This window comes from Thiomonas islandica, from assembly GCF_055383445.1.
Window position 1 is genome coordinate 843,843 of record NZ_AP042391.1, and the last position, 15,955, is coordinate 859,797.

Sequence of the window (15,955 nt, forward strand, 5' to 3'; positions counted from 1 at the left end):
ATGCGCGTCGTCCGCTCGCTGCTGTACATGGTCTGGCTGATCGTCACCGTGGTGCCGTATGCGGTGGTGGTGCTGGTGGCGTCGATCTTCATCCGGGGCACGCCGCTGTACCGTCTGGCCCTGGGCTGGGCGCGTCTGAGTGTGTGGGGAGCGCGCGTCATCTGCGGCATCCGCAGCCGCGTCTCCGGTCTGGAACATCTGCCGCAAGGCCCAGCCATTCTGCTGTCCAAGCACCAATCGGCATGGGAAACCCTGGCGCTGCCGCTGATCATGCCTCGGCCGCTGTCGTATGTGTTCAAGCGCGAACTGCTGTATGTGCCCTTCTTCGGCTGGGCGCTGGGCCGGCTGGATATGGTGCACATCGACCGCAGCAAGCGCGCAGAAGCCTTCGAGCGCGTGCAGCGTCAGGGCCGCCAGATCCTGCAGCAAGGCAACTGGATCATCATGTTCCCCGAGGGCACCCGCACCGCGCGCGGCCAGCAAGGCGTGTACAAGACCGGCGGCACGCGGCTGGCGATTGCCACCGGCGCCCCGGTCGTGCCGATTGCCGTGACCTCGGCACGCTGCTGGCCGCGCAAGGCGTTCATCAAGACTCCGGGGGTGATCGATGTGTCGATCGGCAAGCCGATTTCGCCACTTGGGCGCAAGCCGGCGGAAATGATGACCGAGGTCGAGCAATGGATCGAAGCCGAGATGCGCCGCCTCGACCCCGAGGCCTACACCCATGCGTCCCCCTGAGCGCTGCGCTGCCAACCACCAGCCGCACACCGTGCAGCTCGGTCTGTTCGACTGGCAGGCGCCTACCCCTGCACCCGCGCCTGCGCATACCCCACCCTGGCAGACGCACACGCCCGCGGTGCAGCGCTACGACGACGGCGTCCACCGCTTTGACTGGACGTTGCAGCGCGCCGCACGCCGCACCCTGGCGCTGCGGATCGACGACCGGGGCGTGAACCTGCTGGCACCGCGGCTGGCCAGTGCCGCCGCGATCGCGCGGTTCCTGCAGCAGCATGCCGACTGGGTGCAGCGCAAGCTGCGCCAGTGCGAACAGCGGCTGCAGACCCTGCGGGCTGCGCGCATCGACTGGGCCGACGGCGGCCAACTGCCCTATCTGGGCCGACAGCTCACCCTGCGGCTGCGCGGCGCTGCCCAACTGCACTGGGATGAGTCTCTGGCCGAATTGCACCTGCCGCTGCCACCAGGCAGCCAACCCCAGCAGATCCGCGACAGCGTGGCCGCCTGGATGCAGCAGCAGGCGCTGGCGCTGTTCCATGCCCGCGTGGCGCATTTCGCCGCACGGCTCGGCGTGCGCGTCACCGCGGTCAAGCTCAGCGCGGCGACCACCCGCTGGGGCAGCGCCAAGAGCGACGGCAGCATTCGCCTGCACTGGCGTCTGCTGCACTTCAGTCCGCAGCTGGTGGACTATGTGGTGGCGCACGAAGTGGCCCACCTGCGCGAGATGAACCACAGCCCGCGCTTCTGGGCGCATGTGGCCAGCCTCTACCCCGACTATCGCCAAGCGCGTCAGAACCTCAGACAAAGCATCCTGCCGCCCTGGGCGTGATGGCAACCCGGCAGTGAATCCCCCACAGTGTTACAAATACGCTGCGGGCTGCGATCGCAGTCTGCTGCCCTGCTTTGCGTCCAGCGCGGCGGCCCATCAGAGGAAATGCTCTATGCGATTTCTCCACACCATGCTGCGCGTCGGTGATTTGCAGCGCTCGATCGATTTCTATACCCGTGTCATCGGCATGAAGCTGCTGCGCACCATCGACCGCCCCGAGCAGAAATACAGCCTAGCCTTTCTCGGCTTCGAGCCCAATCCGGCGCAGGCCGAGCTGGAACTGACCTACAACTACGACGTGGATCACTACGACCTGGGCACCGCCTTCGGCCACATCGCGCTGGGCGTGGACGACGCAGCAGCCGCCTGCGCCCGCATCAAGGCCGCGGGCGGCACGGTCACCCGCGAGGCCGGGCTAGTGGCCGGCGGCAGCACCATCATCGCCTTCGTCCAAGACCCCGACGGCTACAAAATCGAGCTGATCCAGCGCGGCACGCTGTAGGGCCCAGCGACCCACGCGCGCCTTTTTTGCCCGCTCATGTGGCTTGGGGCTGATCCTTGCGGGCGCGCTGGTGATTCACCTGTTCTCCCGGTCGGTGGCACACTGAAATCGATCGATTCGCTCAATTCAATTGATTACAAATATCCGTTTGTCTTGTATGAGCTGGCGTCATATCTTCAAGGGGTTAACGCGTCCGTCGCTGTTGCACACCCCTGAAGGAGCTCATCCATGTCAATCACAGTTTCACCCTGCGCGTCACGCCGCCTGGCGCTGCAGTCCACACTGGTCGCTGGACTCGGCCTGACCGCGCTCGGCGGCCGCACCGCACAGGCCGCCAGTCTGCAGGAGCGTATGCTGCCTGCCGGCGCCACCACCCTTGCCGAGCTGGGCAAGAAGCTCGCCGCCACGCCGCGCCGGCGCGACTTCAAGACCACGCAGATGATCCTGGAGCACCCCGACGAATGGGACAGCGCGGCGCTCGATCTGCTGCTGAGCTACGGCGGCAAACCCAAGCAGGTGTGGGACAATACTCAGCTCGAAGGCCCGTGGCTGAACCTGATGCGCAATTCCATGAACGCGCAGATCTGGTCGTTCAAGCACCCGGATTTTCTGGCGCTTTCGGCCACCCACGGCCCGGCGCATCTGGCGCTGTTCGACGACGCGTTGTGGGCCAAATATCAGTTGGGCAAACTGACCAAGGGCAAGGCCAAGACCAATGTCTGGATCAAGACCCCGCCCGCAGCCGATGCCGACCCCAAGGCGGTAGAAGATTCCAAGGGCGTGTACTCCCCGGCGGACAACAGCATCACCGTGCTACAGGAGCGTGGCGCGGTGTTCCTGGCCTGCCACAACGCGATCTGGGAGCTGACCGGACACCTGCACGCCAAGGGCATCAACCCGGACAAAAAGTCCCACGGCGAAATGGCCGCCGAATTCACCAATCACCTCATCCCCGGCGTGGTGCTCACCCCCGGCATCGTCGCCACGCTGGTGGAGCTGCAAAACGCCGGCTACCGCTACACCGCCTGATTTGCGCATTCCATCATTCCAGGAGACCTCCATGCCCCGCACTTCCCGCACACTGCTGCGCGCGCGCCTGCTCGCTGCCCTGCTGCTGGCACTGCCCATGCTTGCCCAGGCGCAACAGACCCAACAGACCGACACCGGTTGGAACGGCAAGGTGCAGCCGCCGCAGTACAAAGAATCCATCTTTCCGCCATGGCAGCACGGCGCGAACAATCCCGCGCTGAACAAGGGGCTGGAATTCACGGTTCCCGAGGTGAACGATCTGCCAGACTTTCACGGCAATCTCGACCATCCCAAGCTGGTGATCTTCGTCGCCGGGAACTACTACTTCGCGATGGCCCCGCTGGTGCAGGCCTTTGAAAAGGAGCATCCGGCCTACAAGGGCAGCGTGTTCTACGAAACCCTGCCGCCTGGCATTCTGCTCAAGCAGGTGCACGCTGGCGGCACGATCACCGTGGGCAATATGACCTGGACGATCAAGCCCGATGTGTTCGCCGCCGGACTGAAAAAGATCGAGGCCGGCATCCATGACGGTGTGCTCACCGGCAAGGCTATTCCCTACGTGAGCAACGACCTGACCATCATGGTGCCCAAGGGCAATCCGGCGCACATCACCGGCCTGGCCGATCTGGGCAAGCCAGGCGTGAAGCTGTCCATGCCCAACCCGCGGTGGGAAGGCGTGGCGCGGCAGATCGAGGCGTCGCTGCGCAAGGCGGGTGGGCAGGCGCTGGAGCAATCGGTCTACGTCGACAAGGTGAAAAACGGCGAGACCATTCTCACCCACATCCACCACCGCCAGACTCCGCTGTATCTGATGCAGGGCATTGCCCAAGCCGGGGTCACCTGGAAATCTGAAGCCATCTTCCAGGAACAGGCCGGTCATCCAATCAGCAATGTCGACATCCCGGCCGACCAGAACACCACGGCGATCTACGCCGCCGCCGTGGTCAAGGGGGCCGCGCATCCGCAGGCCGGGCTGATGTGGGCACAGTTCCTGCACTCGCCCACCGCACTCCACATTTTCGAGCGCTACGGGTTCAAGCCAGTCAGCGCCAAACCCGCTGCCTGATCATCCTGCCGCGGCATCTGCCGCCTCCCTCCGAGAGTCTTGCACATCCGCCCCCGCCGCAAGGCCGGGGCGTTTTTTTCGTGCCCGAGGGTCGAATGCGCGCGCAATCTCTTGAACTCGCCCCTCCCAAGCTCCTCTGCGCCGATGGATGGGCGCCAAAGCCATCAGCCTTCTCCGGCCGCATCCGGTGGAGCCCGCTCGCGGCGATGCGGGCGCGAGCGAAAACCCGCCGATCGGCTCGGGGCAGGGCTTGATTTTGCCCAGTCGCCGTAGCACACTGCCTCTGACAAATCCACCACGACAGATTGGCCGGCACCTGCCGGCACGCACGACGAAAGGAGGCCTCACACCACGTTGCTGCATTCCGGCAAGGCATCGCTGCCCTGCTGTCCATCCTTTCCGCAAACAGGAGTCTCACTATGAATCTGACCATCAGCGGCCACCATTTGGATGTCACCCCTTCTCTGCGCAGCTATGTCGAAACCAAGCTCGATCGCGTGGTGCGACATTTCGATCAAGTGGTCCATGTCAACGTGCTGCTCAGTGTGGAAAAACTCAAGGAAAAGGAAAAGCGCCAGCACGCCGAATGCAGTCTGATGGTCAAGGGCAAGTCAATCTTCTGTGAAAGCCAGCACGAAGACCTTTACGCCGCCATCGATACCCTGGTGGACAAGCTCGACCGGCAAGTGGTCGAACACAAAAACCGCCTGCGCGACCATCAGGCCACGCCGGGCAAGCACTTGGCCAGCTGAGGCGCACGCAAGGCCTGCGCTGTGGCACTGCCGCGGCCCGTCCTGCCTTGACTGGACGAGGCCCCCGCGGCAGTGCCGGATGACAGCAAAACGCGGCTAAACTCGCCGTCCTGTTTGGCCCGAGCGTGATCCCATGAACCGTCTTGCCCAGATCCTGCCACCGTCGCATGTCCAGCTCGACGTCGATGTCAGCAGCAAAAAACGCGCGTTCGAGTATGCCGGTCTGCTGTTCGAAAACAGCCTGGGTCTGAACCGCGCACTGATCACCGACAACCTGTTTGCGCGCGAACGTCTGGGATCGACCGGGCTCGGTCAGGGCGTGGCGATTCCGCACGGGCGCATCAAGGGCTTGAAGCAGCCCAGCGCCGCGGTCATCCGTCTGCGTCAGCCCTTTGCCTTCGAGGCGCCCGACAACCAACCAGTGTCGCTGCTGGTGGTGCTGCTCGTGCCCGAGCAGGCCACGGCCAAACATCTCGAATTGCTTTCCACCATTGCCGAAATGCTGTCCGACGGCGATCTGCGCGCACAGCTGCTGAGCGAGACCGACCCGGCTGCACTGCACCGCCGCATCAGCCAATGGGCCCCGCTGCAAACTGCCGTCTGAACCGCGCCCAGCGCGTCGGGTTCGCGGCAAAACGCTGCAGCTCGCCCCTCCCCGCACCGACTTGAAAGCCACCACTCTTGCTGCCGAGCGCCTGTTCGACGCCAATGCCGCACAGCTGATGTGGCAGTGGATCGCCGGACAGAACAATCCCGAGCGCCGCTTCGACATGGCCGCGATCGAAGGCGCCACATCCGGTGCCGATCTGGTCGGTTACCTGAACTACATCCACCCATACCGGGTGCAAATCTTGGGCTGGCGCGAGGTGGATTACCTCAACAACTCGACGCCGGAGGACCGGCTGCGGCGGATCCACCGCATCATCGCGTTGGAGCCACCCGCCTTGGTGCTGGCCGACGGCAAGGAACCCCCGCCCGGTCTGGTCGAAGAATGCAACGCCGCGCAGGTGCCGCTGTTTCAGACCGCCGAGACCGCGGCGTTCACCATCGACGTGCTGCGCGCCTATCTGTCCAAGCACTTTGCCAATCGGATCACCCAGCATGGCGTGTTCATGGACATTCTCGGTCTGGGCGTGCTGATCACCGGCGAATCCGGCCTGGGCAAGAGCGAGCTGGGCTTGGATCTGATCACCCGCGGGCACGGCCTGGTCGCCGATGACTGCGTCGATCTGCTGCGCATTTCGCAGAACACCATCGAGGGACGCTGCCCGCCTCTGCTGCAGAATCTGCTGGAGGTGCGCGGCATTGGCCTGCTCGACATCAAAACCATCTTCGGCGAAACCGCTGTGCGCCGCAAGATGCGGCTCAAGCTGATCTGCCACCTGATTCGCCGCGACGTGCTCGACCGCAATTTCGACCGCCTGCCCACAAGCCATCTGGAAGAGGACGTGCTCGGCGTGCCTATCCGCAAGGTCATGATTCCGGTTGAGGCGGGGCGCAATCTTGGCGTGCTGGTCGAGGCCGCGGTGCGCAACACCATCTTGCAGTTGCGGGGCATTGACACCCTGCGCGAATTCCAGGAGCGCCAGCGCCAGGCGATGCAGGACGCAGACGATTGAGGCCCTAGCGCGTCGTGTCCTTTGTCTGCGGCGGTTTGCCGCGTGCACCAAGCGGTGTGTGATCGGTATTGTTGTAGTGTGGGCATTCGGCCTTCTTGGCGCAGCTTGCATACAGCGACAGCGAATGCTCCTGTAGTTCAAAGCCGTGTTCGGCGGCGATTTTCTTTTGCCGGCGCTCGATCTCGGCGTCGTAGAACTCCACGACCCGCCCGCAGTCCAGACAGACCAGATGGTCGTGGTGCGTGCCCTCGTTGATCTCGAACACCGACTTGCCAGACTCGAAATTGCTGCGCAGCAAAATGCCTGCCTGTTCGAACTGCGTCAGCACGCGATACACCGTGGCCAGACCGATGTCCTGTTGCTCCTCGAGCAGCACGCGGTACACGTCTTCGGCGGTCATGTGCCGCTGCATGCCTTTCTGAAAAATTTCCAGAATGCGCAATCGCGGCTGCGTGACCTTCAGACCGGTACTGCGCAAACCTTGTGCATTGCTCTGAACCATGGGCAAGAAACCGCATTCAGTAGAATGCGGCGATGTTAAACGACCCCGGCCGCGTTCACCACGCGGGAGTCCCGATGCGGTGTTTCCCTGCCTTGCACATGCCCGAACCTTCTGCCGCGCAGCCGTCGCCCTGCCGGACGTGGCGCCCCGTGGTCACCGCGCTGGCGCTAGCTGGCGTATTCCTGCTCGGCGGATGCAGCAGCACCGCAACCCAGCATGATCTGACCTCGATTTTCAAGCCCTACCGCGCTGACGTCATTCAGGGCAACTTTGTTTCGCGCGAGATGGCTGCCGAACTCAAGCCCGGCATGACCAAGGAGCAGGTGCAGGCCATCATGGGCACACCGCTGCTCAAAACCATTTTCAACCAGAACCGCTGGGAATACGTGTTCAGTCTGCGGCAGGGTTACCAACCGCCGATCGTGCGGCGCTTTACCGTGTATTTCGACAAGGACGGCAAAATGATCCGCGCCGACGGCGACCCGCTGCCGTCCGAGCAGGAATTCGTCGCCCAGATCAATGCCCTTCGCGACGGTGGCAAGAAACCCAAGACTCTGACCGAAGCGCAGCTGCAGGCCGAGGTCGCCGCTGCGGAAAAAAAGCTCGCGCAGACCAAGCAACCGGCTGCCGCTGCCTCGCAACCGGGGAATCTGACCCTACTGGCCCCGCCGTCGGAAATCGCCGCGCTGCAAGCTGCGCAGCCCCCGGCATCCGCCCCGGCCGGCAACTGAATTTCGCGCAAGGCCGATGAGCACACCGACCAACACGCATCGTATTGCCATTGCCGGCGCCAGTGGGCGCATGGGCCGCACCCTGATCGAGGCCGTGCTGGCCGCGCCCGACTGCAGCCTCAGCGCCGCGCTGGACATGCCCGGCAGCCCGGCACTGGGGCAGGATGCGGGGGCCTTTGCCGGGGTGCACACTGGCGTGGCCATCCGCTCCGATCTGTATGCCGCGCTGCAGCACGCGCGCTACTTCATCGATTTCACCCGACCCGAAGGCACGCTAGCACATCTGGCCGCGTGCGAGGCGGCGGGGGTGTCCATGGTCATCGGCACGACGGGTTTCAATGACGCGCAGCTGGCGCGCATCCGCGCCGCGTCGCAGCGCATCGCCATTGTCATGGCGCCCAATATGAGCATTGGCGTCAATGTGGTGTTCAAGCTACTGGAGCAGGCCGCGCGCGCGCTGGCGCAGGGCTATGACATCGAGATCATCGAGGCGCATCATCGCCACAAGGTGGACGCGCCGTCAGGCACCGCGCTGAAAATGGGTGAAATCGTCGCAACCGCACTGGGCCGTGACTTGAAGCAATGCGCGGTCTATGGCCGCGAAGGGGTGACCGGCGAGCGCGATCCGTCGACCATCGGTTTTGCCACAGTGCGGGGCGGCGATATCGTCGGCGACCACACCGTGCTGTTCGCCGGCACCGGCGAACGCATCGAAATCACCCACCGATCCAGCAGCCGCGCCACCTATGCTCAGGGCAGCCTGCGCGCCGTGCGCTTTCTCGCGACCAAACCCCACGGCCTGTTTGATATGCAGGACGTGCTGGGCCTCAAGGGCTGACGCAGCGCATGGGGGGATTGGCCCAGTTCTGGCATCAGGGCGATGCGCTCAGCCATCTGGTTGCCTTGGTATTGCTGGCCATGTCGCTGGCAAGCTGGTTCGTCATTCTGTGGAAAACCGCGTTGCTGTGGCGAGCGGTGCGCCGTGTGCCAGCAGGCATCGCTGCCTACTGGGGTGCCGAGTCGCCGCAGCAGGCCGCCGCCGCGGCACAGGCGGCCGACCCGGACGGCCTGTCCAGCCTGCTGGCCGAAGCCGCATTCCGTCTGGCCCGTGCGGACACCACGCACCGCTGGCAACCGCACGCGGACCGGGTCACCCGCGAATTGCGTGATGCGCTACAGCTCGCCCAGCGACGGCTGCAGACCGGGCATGTGCTGCTGGCCAGCGTAGGCAGTACCGCGCCGTTCGTTGGCCTGTTCGGTACGGTCTGGGGCATCTACCACGCGCTGATTGCGATCGCCGCGAGCGGCCAGATCAGCGTGGACAAGGTGGCAGGTCCCGTGGGCGAAACCCTCATCATGACCGCCGCCGGCCTGGCTGTAGCGATTCCCGCCGTGCTGGCCTACAACGCGCTGACCAAGCGCGCGCGCCGGGTGCAAGGCGCGCTCGAGGGCTTTGCCCACGATCTGCAGCGTCTGCTGACGTTGCAATCCTGAGATTCGGCGCCTGCCATGAGCTTCGGAAGTTTCGATTCGCAAGAGCCGGGCGAGGCGATGAGCGACATCAACATGACGCCGCTGATCGACGTCATGCTGGTGCTGTTGGTGATTTTCATCATCACCGCGCCGCTGCTCACCGGCAGCCTGCAGCTCGATTTGCCCAAGGTCGATGCGCCCGCAGCGCAACAAACGCCCGATGTGCTGCGCGTGGGTTTGCGCAAGGACGGGCAGCTTTTTCTCGCCGATAAACCAATCACCCTGGCCGCGCTCAAGTCCCATTTTGCAGCCAGCGCGCAGCAGTCGAGCAAAACGGAAGTGCACATCAGCGCCGATGCTGCGGTGCCCTACGGCGATGTGGCGCAGGTGATGGGCGCCGCACAGGCGGCCGGGCTCAGCCGCATCGGGCTGATCACCCAACCACCCACCGGCGCGGCGTCGACGCCGCGGTAACGCCCCGGACTATTTGAATTTGTAGTAGGTCTGGTTGAGGTAGGCGGCGATGTCCTTGACCTCTTCCGGAAACAGGTCGTGGTTGAGCTGGGTGACGCACATCTGCGTGAAGGCCAGCAATTGCTTGGGATTGTGCACCTTGCGATCTGCGCGGGTGTACATCGCCGAGGTCGAGCCCATCATGCGCTCGGCATGGCAGGCGGCGCATTTGAGCTCGGTGTAGAGCTGCTGGCCCTTGGCTGGGTTGGCGTCATGGAATTCCTGCGGCATCGGATCTGCAGCCTGTGCCATCGACGCCAAGGTGAACAGGCCCAGCGCTGCGCCGCCGGAGGCGATGCGCTGCATCAGATACATGGAAATTGCCATGGATGTCTCCCGAGTCGTTATGCGCGCAGTGTGCAGGCTGCGCAGCAGCGTTGTCCACCACATCAGGCAACATCCCTGAGCGGCTCAGGGGTTCCTCACGACCAAGCGTGATGTGGAGACAACGGCCGCCGACACTGCCCAAGGCGCGATACCCCGCTCGGACACGAACTCAAACATCCAGGTTTGCCACCCGCAGGGCGTTGGTTTCGATGAAGTCGCGTCGGGGTTCGACCTCGTCTCCCATCAGCATGGTGAAGACGCGATCGGCCTCGATCGCATCGTCGATCTGCACGCGCAGCAGACGGCGCACTGCGGGGTCCATGGTGGTTTCCCAGAGTTGTTCGGGGTTCATTTCGCCCAGGCCTTTGTAGCGCTGGCGGGCCACGCTGTTTTCGGCCTGGCGAATCAACCAGGTCATGGCTTCGCGGAAGCTGGACACCGTGGCTTCCTTGGCGTTGTCGCCGCTGCCGCGTCGCACGACCGAGCCGGCAGGTAGCAGGCCGTGGAAGGTCTGTGCGGCCTGTGAAAGCACCGCATAGTCGGCGCCGTGGACGAAGTCGGCATGGAGCATGGTGGACTTGAGGTTGCCGTGGTGACGGCGCACGATGCGCAGATACGGCTTTTCGGTGCGCGGGTCGACCTCGGCGAGCACCTGCGGCGCCTGGCCATGCTCGGTGTGCGCGGCCAAATACGCCTCCAGCGCCTTGGCGCTGGCCTGGGCAGCGTGGTCGAGATCGATGCTCACGCCGTCGACGATGGCGCGCAGCGCCTGCTCATCCATGAATGCGCTGAGCCGCGCAATCACCGACTCAGCCAGCACATGCTGGCGGGCGAGCTGTTCAAGCGTTTCACCGGTCAGCTGTGTCGAGGTATCGGGGCGGTGGATCGCGGCGTCTTTGAGCGCAATACGCAGCAGATAGGCGTCGAGCTCGGCGGCGTCCTTCAGATACTGCTCGTCCTTGCCGTGCTTGACCTTGTAGAGCGGCGGCTGCGCGATGTAGATGTGCCCGCGTTCGACGATTTCTGGCATCTGGCGGAAGAAAAAAGTCAGCAGCAGGGTGCGGATATGCGCGCCGTCGACGTCGGCATCGGTCATGATGATGATGCGGTGATAGCGCAGCTTGTCGATGTTGAAATCGTCCTTGCCGATGCTGGTGCCCATTGCCGTGATCAGGGTGAGAATTTCGTTGCTGGTGAGCAGCTTCTCGAACCGCGCCTTCTCGACATTGAGAATCTTGCCGCGCAGGGGCAGGATGGCTTGGAACTTGCGGTCGCGGCCCTGTTTGGCCGAGCCGCCTGCGGAGTCGCCCTCCACCAGATACAGCTCGCAAAGCGCCGGGTCTTTTTCCTGGCAGTCGGCCAGCTTGCCGGGCAGGCCCAGGCCGTCCATCACGCCTTTGCGGCGGGTCATTTCGCGCGCTTTGCGCGCGGCTTCGCGGGCGCGGGCAGCATCGATGATCTTGCCGCAGATGATCTTGGCATCGACCGGATTTTCGAGCAGGTAGTCGGTCAGCGCCTTGCCCACCAGGTCCTCGACCGGGCCGCGCACCTCACTGGACACCAGTTTGTCCTTGGTCTGGCTGCTGAACTTGGGATCTGGCACCTTGACCGACAGCACGCAGGTCAGGCCTTCGCGCATGTCGTCGCCAGTGATCTCGACCTTGGCTTTTTTCGCCAGTTCGTTGTCGTCGATGTATTTGTTGATCACCCGGGTCATGGCCGCGCGCAGCCCGGTGAGGTGAGTGCCGCCGTCACGCTGCGGAATGTTGTTGGTGAAGCATTGCACGGTCTCGGCGTACCCGTCGTTCCATTGCATCGCGACTTCGACACTGACGGTGGTGCCGACTTCGGAAGCTTTTTCCGCCTGGGCGTAGAACACCGTGGGATGCAGGACGTTCTTGCCGCGATTGATGTATTCAACAAACCCTTTCACCCCGCCGGAAAAGGCAAAGTTCTCTTCCTTGCCCTGACGTTCGTCGATCAGCCGGATGCGCACACCGTGGTTGAGAAAGGACAGTTCGCGCAGACGCTTGGCCAGGACTTCATAGTGGAAATCGACCGTGGTGAAGATTTCGGCATCGGGCAGGAAATGGACTTCGGTGCCGCGCTTGTCGGTCTTGCCGGTGATCGGGGCCAGCGAGACCAGCACACCGTCGATTTCCTGGATCTGGCGATTCTGCAGCACGCCGCGGGCAAACTCGAGGGTGTGCACAAGGCCGTCACGGCGCACGACCAGGCGTAGCCATTGCGACAGGGCGTTGACACAGCTCACGCCCACCCCGTGCAGACCGCCGGAGACCTTATAGCTGTTCTGGTTGAACTTGCCACCGGCGTGCAGTTCGGTCAGCGCGATCTCGGCGGCGCTGCGCTTGGGCTCATGCTTGTCGTCCATCTTGATGCCGGTGGGAATGCCCCGGCCGTTGTCGGACACGCTGATGGAGTTGTCGGAGTGGATGGTGACGACGATGTCGTCGCAATAGCCGGCCAGCGCTTCGTCGATGGCGTTGTCGACCACTTCGAACACCAGGTGGTGCAGCCCGGTGCCGTCCGAGGTGTCGCCGATATACATGCCGGGACGCTTGCGCACGGCTTCGAGACCTTCGAGGATTTGAATGGAATTTTCGCTGTAGCTGTCGGTGTTCGGTTCGTTCATCAGAGGCTTTCGAGGCAGGCACCGCTGCACCGGGCAGCGGGCGGGATGGCAATCGGTTGGAGGTGGAACGAGTCCTGTGCTCAGACGTTGTGAGACTTTTTGCTGCGCGGCCCGCTGGCCGCAAAGCGCGGTGCTCGGGTCTGGCCGATCTGGTCGATCTGTCTGGACCCTGCGCGCCGTGCGCATGGGCAGCGGGCCGCTTGCGACGACGACATCTTCACAACGTCTCAGATCCGCATGGGCATGACCACATATTTGAAGTTAGGCTCGTCGGGCATGGTCAGCAGTGCGCTGCTGTTGCCGTCTTGCAGTTCGATGCGCACCTGGTCGCTGGGCATATTGGCCAGCGCATCGATGAGGTAGGCGATGTTGAAACCGATCTCGATCGCATCGCCCTGGTAGTCGATGTCGATTTCCTCCTGTGCTTCTTCCTGCTCAGCGTTGATCGAGGTCAGCCGCAGCAGCCCAGGTTCGAGGTTGACGCGCACGCCCTTGAACTTGTCGTTGGTCAGGATGGCTACGCGCTGCAGCGCGGCCTGCAGGGTCGTGCGCTCGACCTGCAGCAGGTTGCGGTGGCCCTTGGGCACGACCCGCTGGTAATCAGGGAACTTGCCTTCGATCAGCTTGCTGGTGAATTCCAGCGGTCCCAGAGTCAGCCGGGCCTGATTGCTCGCCAGCGCAATGTCGATCATCGCCCCGTCATCGTCGGCCAGCAGGCGAAAGAGCTCGAGCACCGTTTTGCGCGGCATGATGACTTCGCGACGGTCGGTAGCGGTTTCGAGCGCGGCGGTGGCCAGGGTCATGCGATGGCCGTCGGTGGCCACCAGATGCATCTGGTGGCCGTCGGCGACCCACAACATGCCGTTGAGATAGTAGCGGATGTCATGCTGCGCCATGGCGAAATGGGTCAGCCCCAGCAGCCTTTTGAGTAGCTTTTGAGGCAGGCGCAGCACCTGATCGCTGAAATCGCTGGCAGCGCGCACCAGCGGGAAATCGTCCGCGGGCAGGGTCTGCAGGCTAAAACGGCTCTTGCCTGCACGCACGGTCATCTTGCCTTCGGCCCATTCAAGGGTCACGGCTCCGGGCGATACCGCGCGCAGGATATCAAGCAGCTTGCGCATATTGACCGTGACCGCCGCATCTTCGCCACTCGCCTGAATCGTGTCTCCCGCATGCAGACGGATCTGCATTTCCATGTCGCTGGTGGTCAGCACGGTGCCGTGCGTGTTGTGCTGGATCAGCACATTGGCCAGGATGGGTAGGGTTTGCCGGCGCTCGACTATGCCAGCACCTTGTCCCAACAGCTTGAGCAAGTCGTCGCGGATGGAGGTCAATCTGTTCATTCTTTTATTCCTTTATTCAGGATAGGACCGATAGTAAGGGGTGGCTTGCGCTGTGGATAAGACAAAAAACGCTGTGGTCTTGCGGCTCAAAGAGAGGTCGATCGCTGTGGACAACTGAGCTGTGACACAAGGATGATTTGGAACAACTTGCGCTGCGGATGCGCGCGGTCGGGGTTGTTCAGAATCTCTCCACATACTGTGCAAGGACTTGCTCCCGTGCCGGGTCGGGATCGACTGCAAGGCGGGGGCAAAGCCGCGGATCAGGCTTTCAAGGTTTGCTCGAGTACATGTAGTTGCTGGTTGAGTTCTTGCAGCTTGGTGCGCTCCTGACTGATCTTGCGCACTGCGTGCAGCACCGTGGTGTGATCGCGCCCACCGAACAACTCGCCGATCTCGGGCAGGCTTTTGTGCGTGAGCTCCTTGGCCAGATACATGGCGATCTGCCTTGGGCGGGCGATGCTGGCCGGACGCTTCTTGGAATACATGTCTGCCACCTTGATCTTGTAGAAGTCGGCGACGGTTTTCTGGATGTTTTCCACTGATACCTGGCGGTTCTGCAGCGACAGCAGGTCTTTGAGCGCTTCTTTGGCCAAGCCGATGGAGACGTCCTGGCCGCTGAACCGGGCATAGGCCAGGATTTTGCGCAGCGCGCCTTCGAGCTCACGCACGTTGGAGCGCACATTCTTGGCGACGAAAAACGCCACCTCTTCGGGCAGCGGCATCAATTCGGCGTCAGCCTTACGCAGCAGAATGGCTACGCGCATTTCGAGTTCGGGCGGCTCGATCGCCACGGTCAGCCCGGAGTCGAATCGCGACACCAGGCGCTGATCCATTTCGCGCAATTCCTTGGGGTAGGTGTCGCTGGTGAGGATGATCTGCGAGCGCTTGGTGATCAGCGCCTCGAAGGCGTAGAAGAACTCCTCCTGTGTCTTGTCCTTGCCGGCAAAGAACTGCACATCGTCGATCAGCAGCAGATCGAGCGAGTGGTAGTAGCGCTTGAACTCCTCGAAGGCCTTGCGCTGGTACGCACGCACGACCTCGCTGACGAACTGTTCGGCTTGCAGATAGCGGATGCGTGCGCCGGGTTGCTGCGCCATCAGCGCGTTGCCGACCGCGTGCATCAAATGCGTCTTGCCCAGACCCACCCCGCCGTAGATGAACAACGGGTTGTACGAGCGGCCGGGATTTTCCGCAACCTGGATCGCCGCCGCGCGCGCCAGCTGGTTGGCCTTGCCGGTGACCAGCGTCTCGAAACTGAGCATCGGATTGAGCCGTGAGCGTTCGAGCGCGTCGGCTTCCATCGCGTCTTTTTGCGTCTGCGCGGCCTGCAGGCTCGGCGATGCGGCAGTGGTATCCCTGTCGGCTGTGCCTGCGGTCTGCGGTGCCGTGACATTGTCGTGCGTTTGCGGCAGACCCTGGCCGTCGGTGCGCCCAAAGGCTGCGCGCGGCGGGGCTTTTTGCACGACAAAATCGACCTGGACCGGATGACCGATGACCGCGCTGAGCGATTCGGCGATGCGCGCGGCGTACTGCGCACGCAGCCAGTCGAGCTTGAAGCGGTTGGGGACTTGCAGCACCGCAGTGCTGCCATCCTCACTCCACAGCGGAGCGGGCAAGGGTTTGATCCACGCAGCAAACTGTTGTTCGGGAATGACTGTCGCCAGCTTGGCGCAGCATTGCTGCCAGGAAGTATCGTGATTCATGCGGGAATTAGGGGCGAATACAGACCGTGGAATGCGCTGACGCGGGGTCACGCTCGCCCGGCGGCTGAGCACGCGCGGCACAAGCCGCTCGTCCTGCCGAGGAAGGACCCGGTCGGATGGGCCAGTTTAACTCTGCGCGCCAAGTTATCCACAAGCGCGTTTTGGCGCTGGTGGCGGT

17 protein-coding genes are annotated in these 15,955 nt (G+C 63.3%); 12 read left to right on the forward strand and 5 right to left on the reverse strand.

The window, feature by feature from the left end; genetic code table 11:
* From ACZ47F_RS04055 to hprK, 8 genes are all read left to right on the forward strand, one after another.
* On the forward strand, positions 1 to 738 hold the full coding sequence (locus ACZ47F_RS04055; protein WP_464926017.1) for a lysophospholipid acyltransferase family protein: 738 nt from the start codon (positions 1 to 3) through the stop codon (positions 736 to 738).
* A complete protein-coding gene (locus ACZ47F_RS04060) occupies positions 725 to 1,564 on the forward strand; it encodes a M48 family metallopeptidase (RefSeq protein ID WP_464926018.1) in 840 nt (279 codons plus the stop codon). The genes ACZ47F_RS04055 and ACZ47F_RS04060 overlap by 14 nt, the downstream gene beginning before the upstream one ends.
* A gap of 112 nt (positions 1,565 to 1,676) precedes the next feature.
* A complete protein-coding gene (gene gloA / locus ACZ47F_RS04065) occupies positions 1,677 to 2,066 on the forward strand; it encodes a lactoylglutathione lyase (RefSeq protein WP_464926019.1) in 390 nt (129 codons plus the stop codon).
* A 228-nt stretch (positions 2,067 to 2,294) separates the two neighbouring features.
* Entirely contained in the window at positions 2,295 to 3,095 is an 801-nt protein-coding gene (tetH, locus tag ACZ47F_RS04070) for a thiosulfate dehydrogenase (RefSeq protein WP_464926020.1), read from the forward strand.
* Positions 3,096 to 3,126: 31 nt separating this feature from the next.
* Positions 3,127 to 4,161 (forward strand): molybdate ABC transporter substrate-binding protein, encoded by a 1,035-nt coding sequence (locus ACZ47F_RS04075; protein WP_464926021.1) that lies wholly within the window; start codon positions 3,127 to 3,129, stop codon positions 4,159 to 4,161.
* A 419-nt stretch (positions 4,162 to 4,580) separates the two neighbouring features.
* Positions 4,581 to 4,913 carry a ribosome hibernation-promoting factor, HPF/YfiA family gene (hpf, locus tag ACZ47F_RS04080; protein ID WP_464926022.1) on the forward strand — a complete coding sequence of 111 codons (333 nt, stop codon included), beginning with the start codon at positions 4,581 to 4,583 and terminating at the stop codon, positions 4,911 to 4,913.
* 133 nt (positions 4,914 to 5,046) lie between these two features.
* On the forward strand, positions 5,047 to 5,517 hold the full coding sequence (ptsN, locus tag ACZ47F_RS04085) for a PTS IIA-like nitrogen regulatory protein PtsN (RefSeq protein WP_464926023.1): 471 nt from the start codon (positions 5,047 to 5,049) through the stop codon (positions 5,515 to 5,517).
* A 61-nt stretch (positions 5,518 to 5,578) separates the two neighbouring features.
* A complete protein-coding gene (gene hprK / locus ACZ47F_RS04090) occupies positions 5,579 to 6,532 on the forward strand; it encodes an HPr(Ser) kinase/phosphatase (protein WP_464926024.1) in 954 nt (317 codons plus the stop codon).
* 4 nt (positions 6,533 to 6,536) lie between these two features.
* Here hprK and fur read toward each other — a convergent pair whose 3' ends face one another.
* Positions 6,537 to 7,034, reverse strand: a complete 498-nt coding sequence (fur, locus tag ACZ47F_RS04095; protein WP_464926571.1) for a ferric iron uptake transcriptional regulator — start codon at positions 7,032 to 7,034, stop codon at positions 6,537 to 6,539.
* Between the two features lie 98 nt (positions 7,035 to 7,132).
* Here fur and ACZ47F_RS04100 point away from each other — a divergent pair, with 98 nt between their 5' ends.
* From ACZ47F_RS04100 to ACZ47F_RS04115, 4 genes are read left to right on the forward strand one after another with little or no spacing between them, the layout of a single operon-like run.
* Entirely contained in the window at positions 7,133 to 7,765 is a 633-nt protein-coding gene (locus ACZ47F_RS04100) for an outer membrane protein assembly factor BamE (protein WP_464926025.1), read from the forward strand.
* Positions 7,766 to 7,781: 16 nt separating this feature from the next.
* Entirely contained in the window at positions 7,782 to 8,603 is an 822-nt protein-coding gene (gene dapB / locus ACZ47F_RS04105; RefSeq protein WP_464926026.1) for a 4-hydroxy-tetrahydrodipicolinate reductase, read from the forward strand.
* Between the two features lie 8 nt (positions 8,604 to 8,611).
* On the forward strand, positions 8,612 to 9,259 hold the full coding sequence (locus ACZ47F_RS04110; protein WP_464926027.1) for a MotA/TolQ/ExbB proton channel family protein: 648 nt from the start codon (positions 8,612 to 8,614) through the stop codon (positions 9,257 to 9,259).
* Between the two features lie 15 nt (positions 9,260 to 9,274).
* Positions 9,275 to 9,712, forward strand: coding sequence for an ExbD/TolR family protein (locus tag ACZ47F_RS04115; RefSeq protein ID WP_464926028.1), 438 nt, complete (start codon positions 9,275 to 9,277; stop codon positions 9,710 to 9,712).
* A gap of 9 nt (positions 9,713 to 9,721) precedes the next feature.
* Here ACZ47F_RS04115 and ACZ47F_RS04120 read toward each other — a convergent pair whose 3' ends face one another.
* The 4 genes from ACZ47F_RS04120 to dnaA all read right to left on the reverse strand — a co-directional run bounded on the left by ACZ47F_RS04120 (position 9,722) and on the right by dnaA (position 15,777).
* On the reverse strand, positions 9,722 to 10,078 hold the full coding sequence (locus ACZ47F_RS04120) for a c-type cytochrome (protein ID WP_464926029.1): 357 nt from the start codon (positions 10,076 to 10,078) through the stop codon (positions 9,722 to 9,724).
* Between the two features lie 169 nt (positions 10,079 to 10,247).
* Positions 10,248 to 12,731 (reverse strand): DNA topoisomerase (ATP-hydrolyzing) subunit B, encoded by a 2,484-nt coding sequence (gene gyrB / locus ACZ47F_RS04125; RefSeq protein ID WP_464926030.1) that lies wholly within the window; start codon positions 12,729 to 12,731, stop codon positions 10,248 to 10,250.
* 227 nt (positions 12,732 to 12,958) lie between these two features.
* Positions 12,959 to 14,074: a DNA polymerase III subunit beta gene (gene dnaN / locus ACZ47F_RS04130; protein ID WP_464926031.1), complete on the reverse strand. Its 1,116-nt coding sequence runs from the start codon at positions 14,072 to 14,074 to the stop codon at positions 12,959 to 12,961.
* A gap of 260 nt (positions 14,075 to 14,334) precedes the next feature.
* Positions 14,335 to 15,777: a chromosomal replication initiator protein DnaA gene (dnaA, locus tag ACZ47F_RS04135; protein WP_464926032.1), complete on the reverse strand. Its 1,443-nt coding sequence runs from the start codon at positions 15,775 to 15,777 to the stop codon at positions 14,335 to 14,337.
* Positions 15,778 to 15,955: the final 178 nt, after the last annotated feature.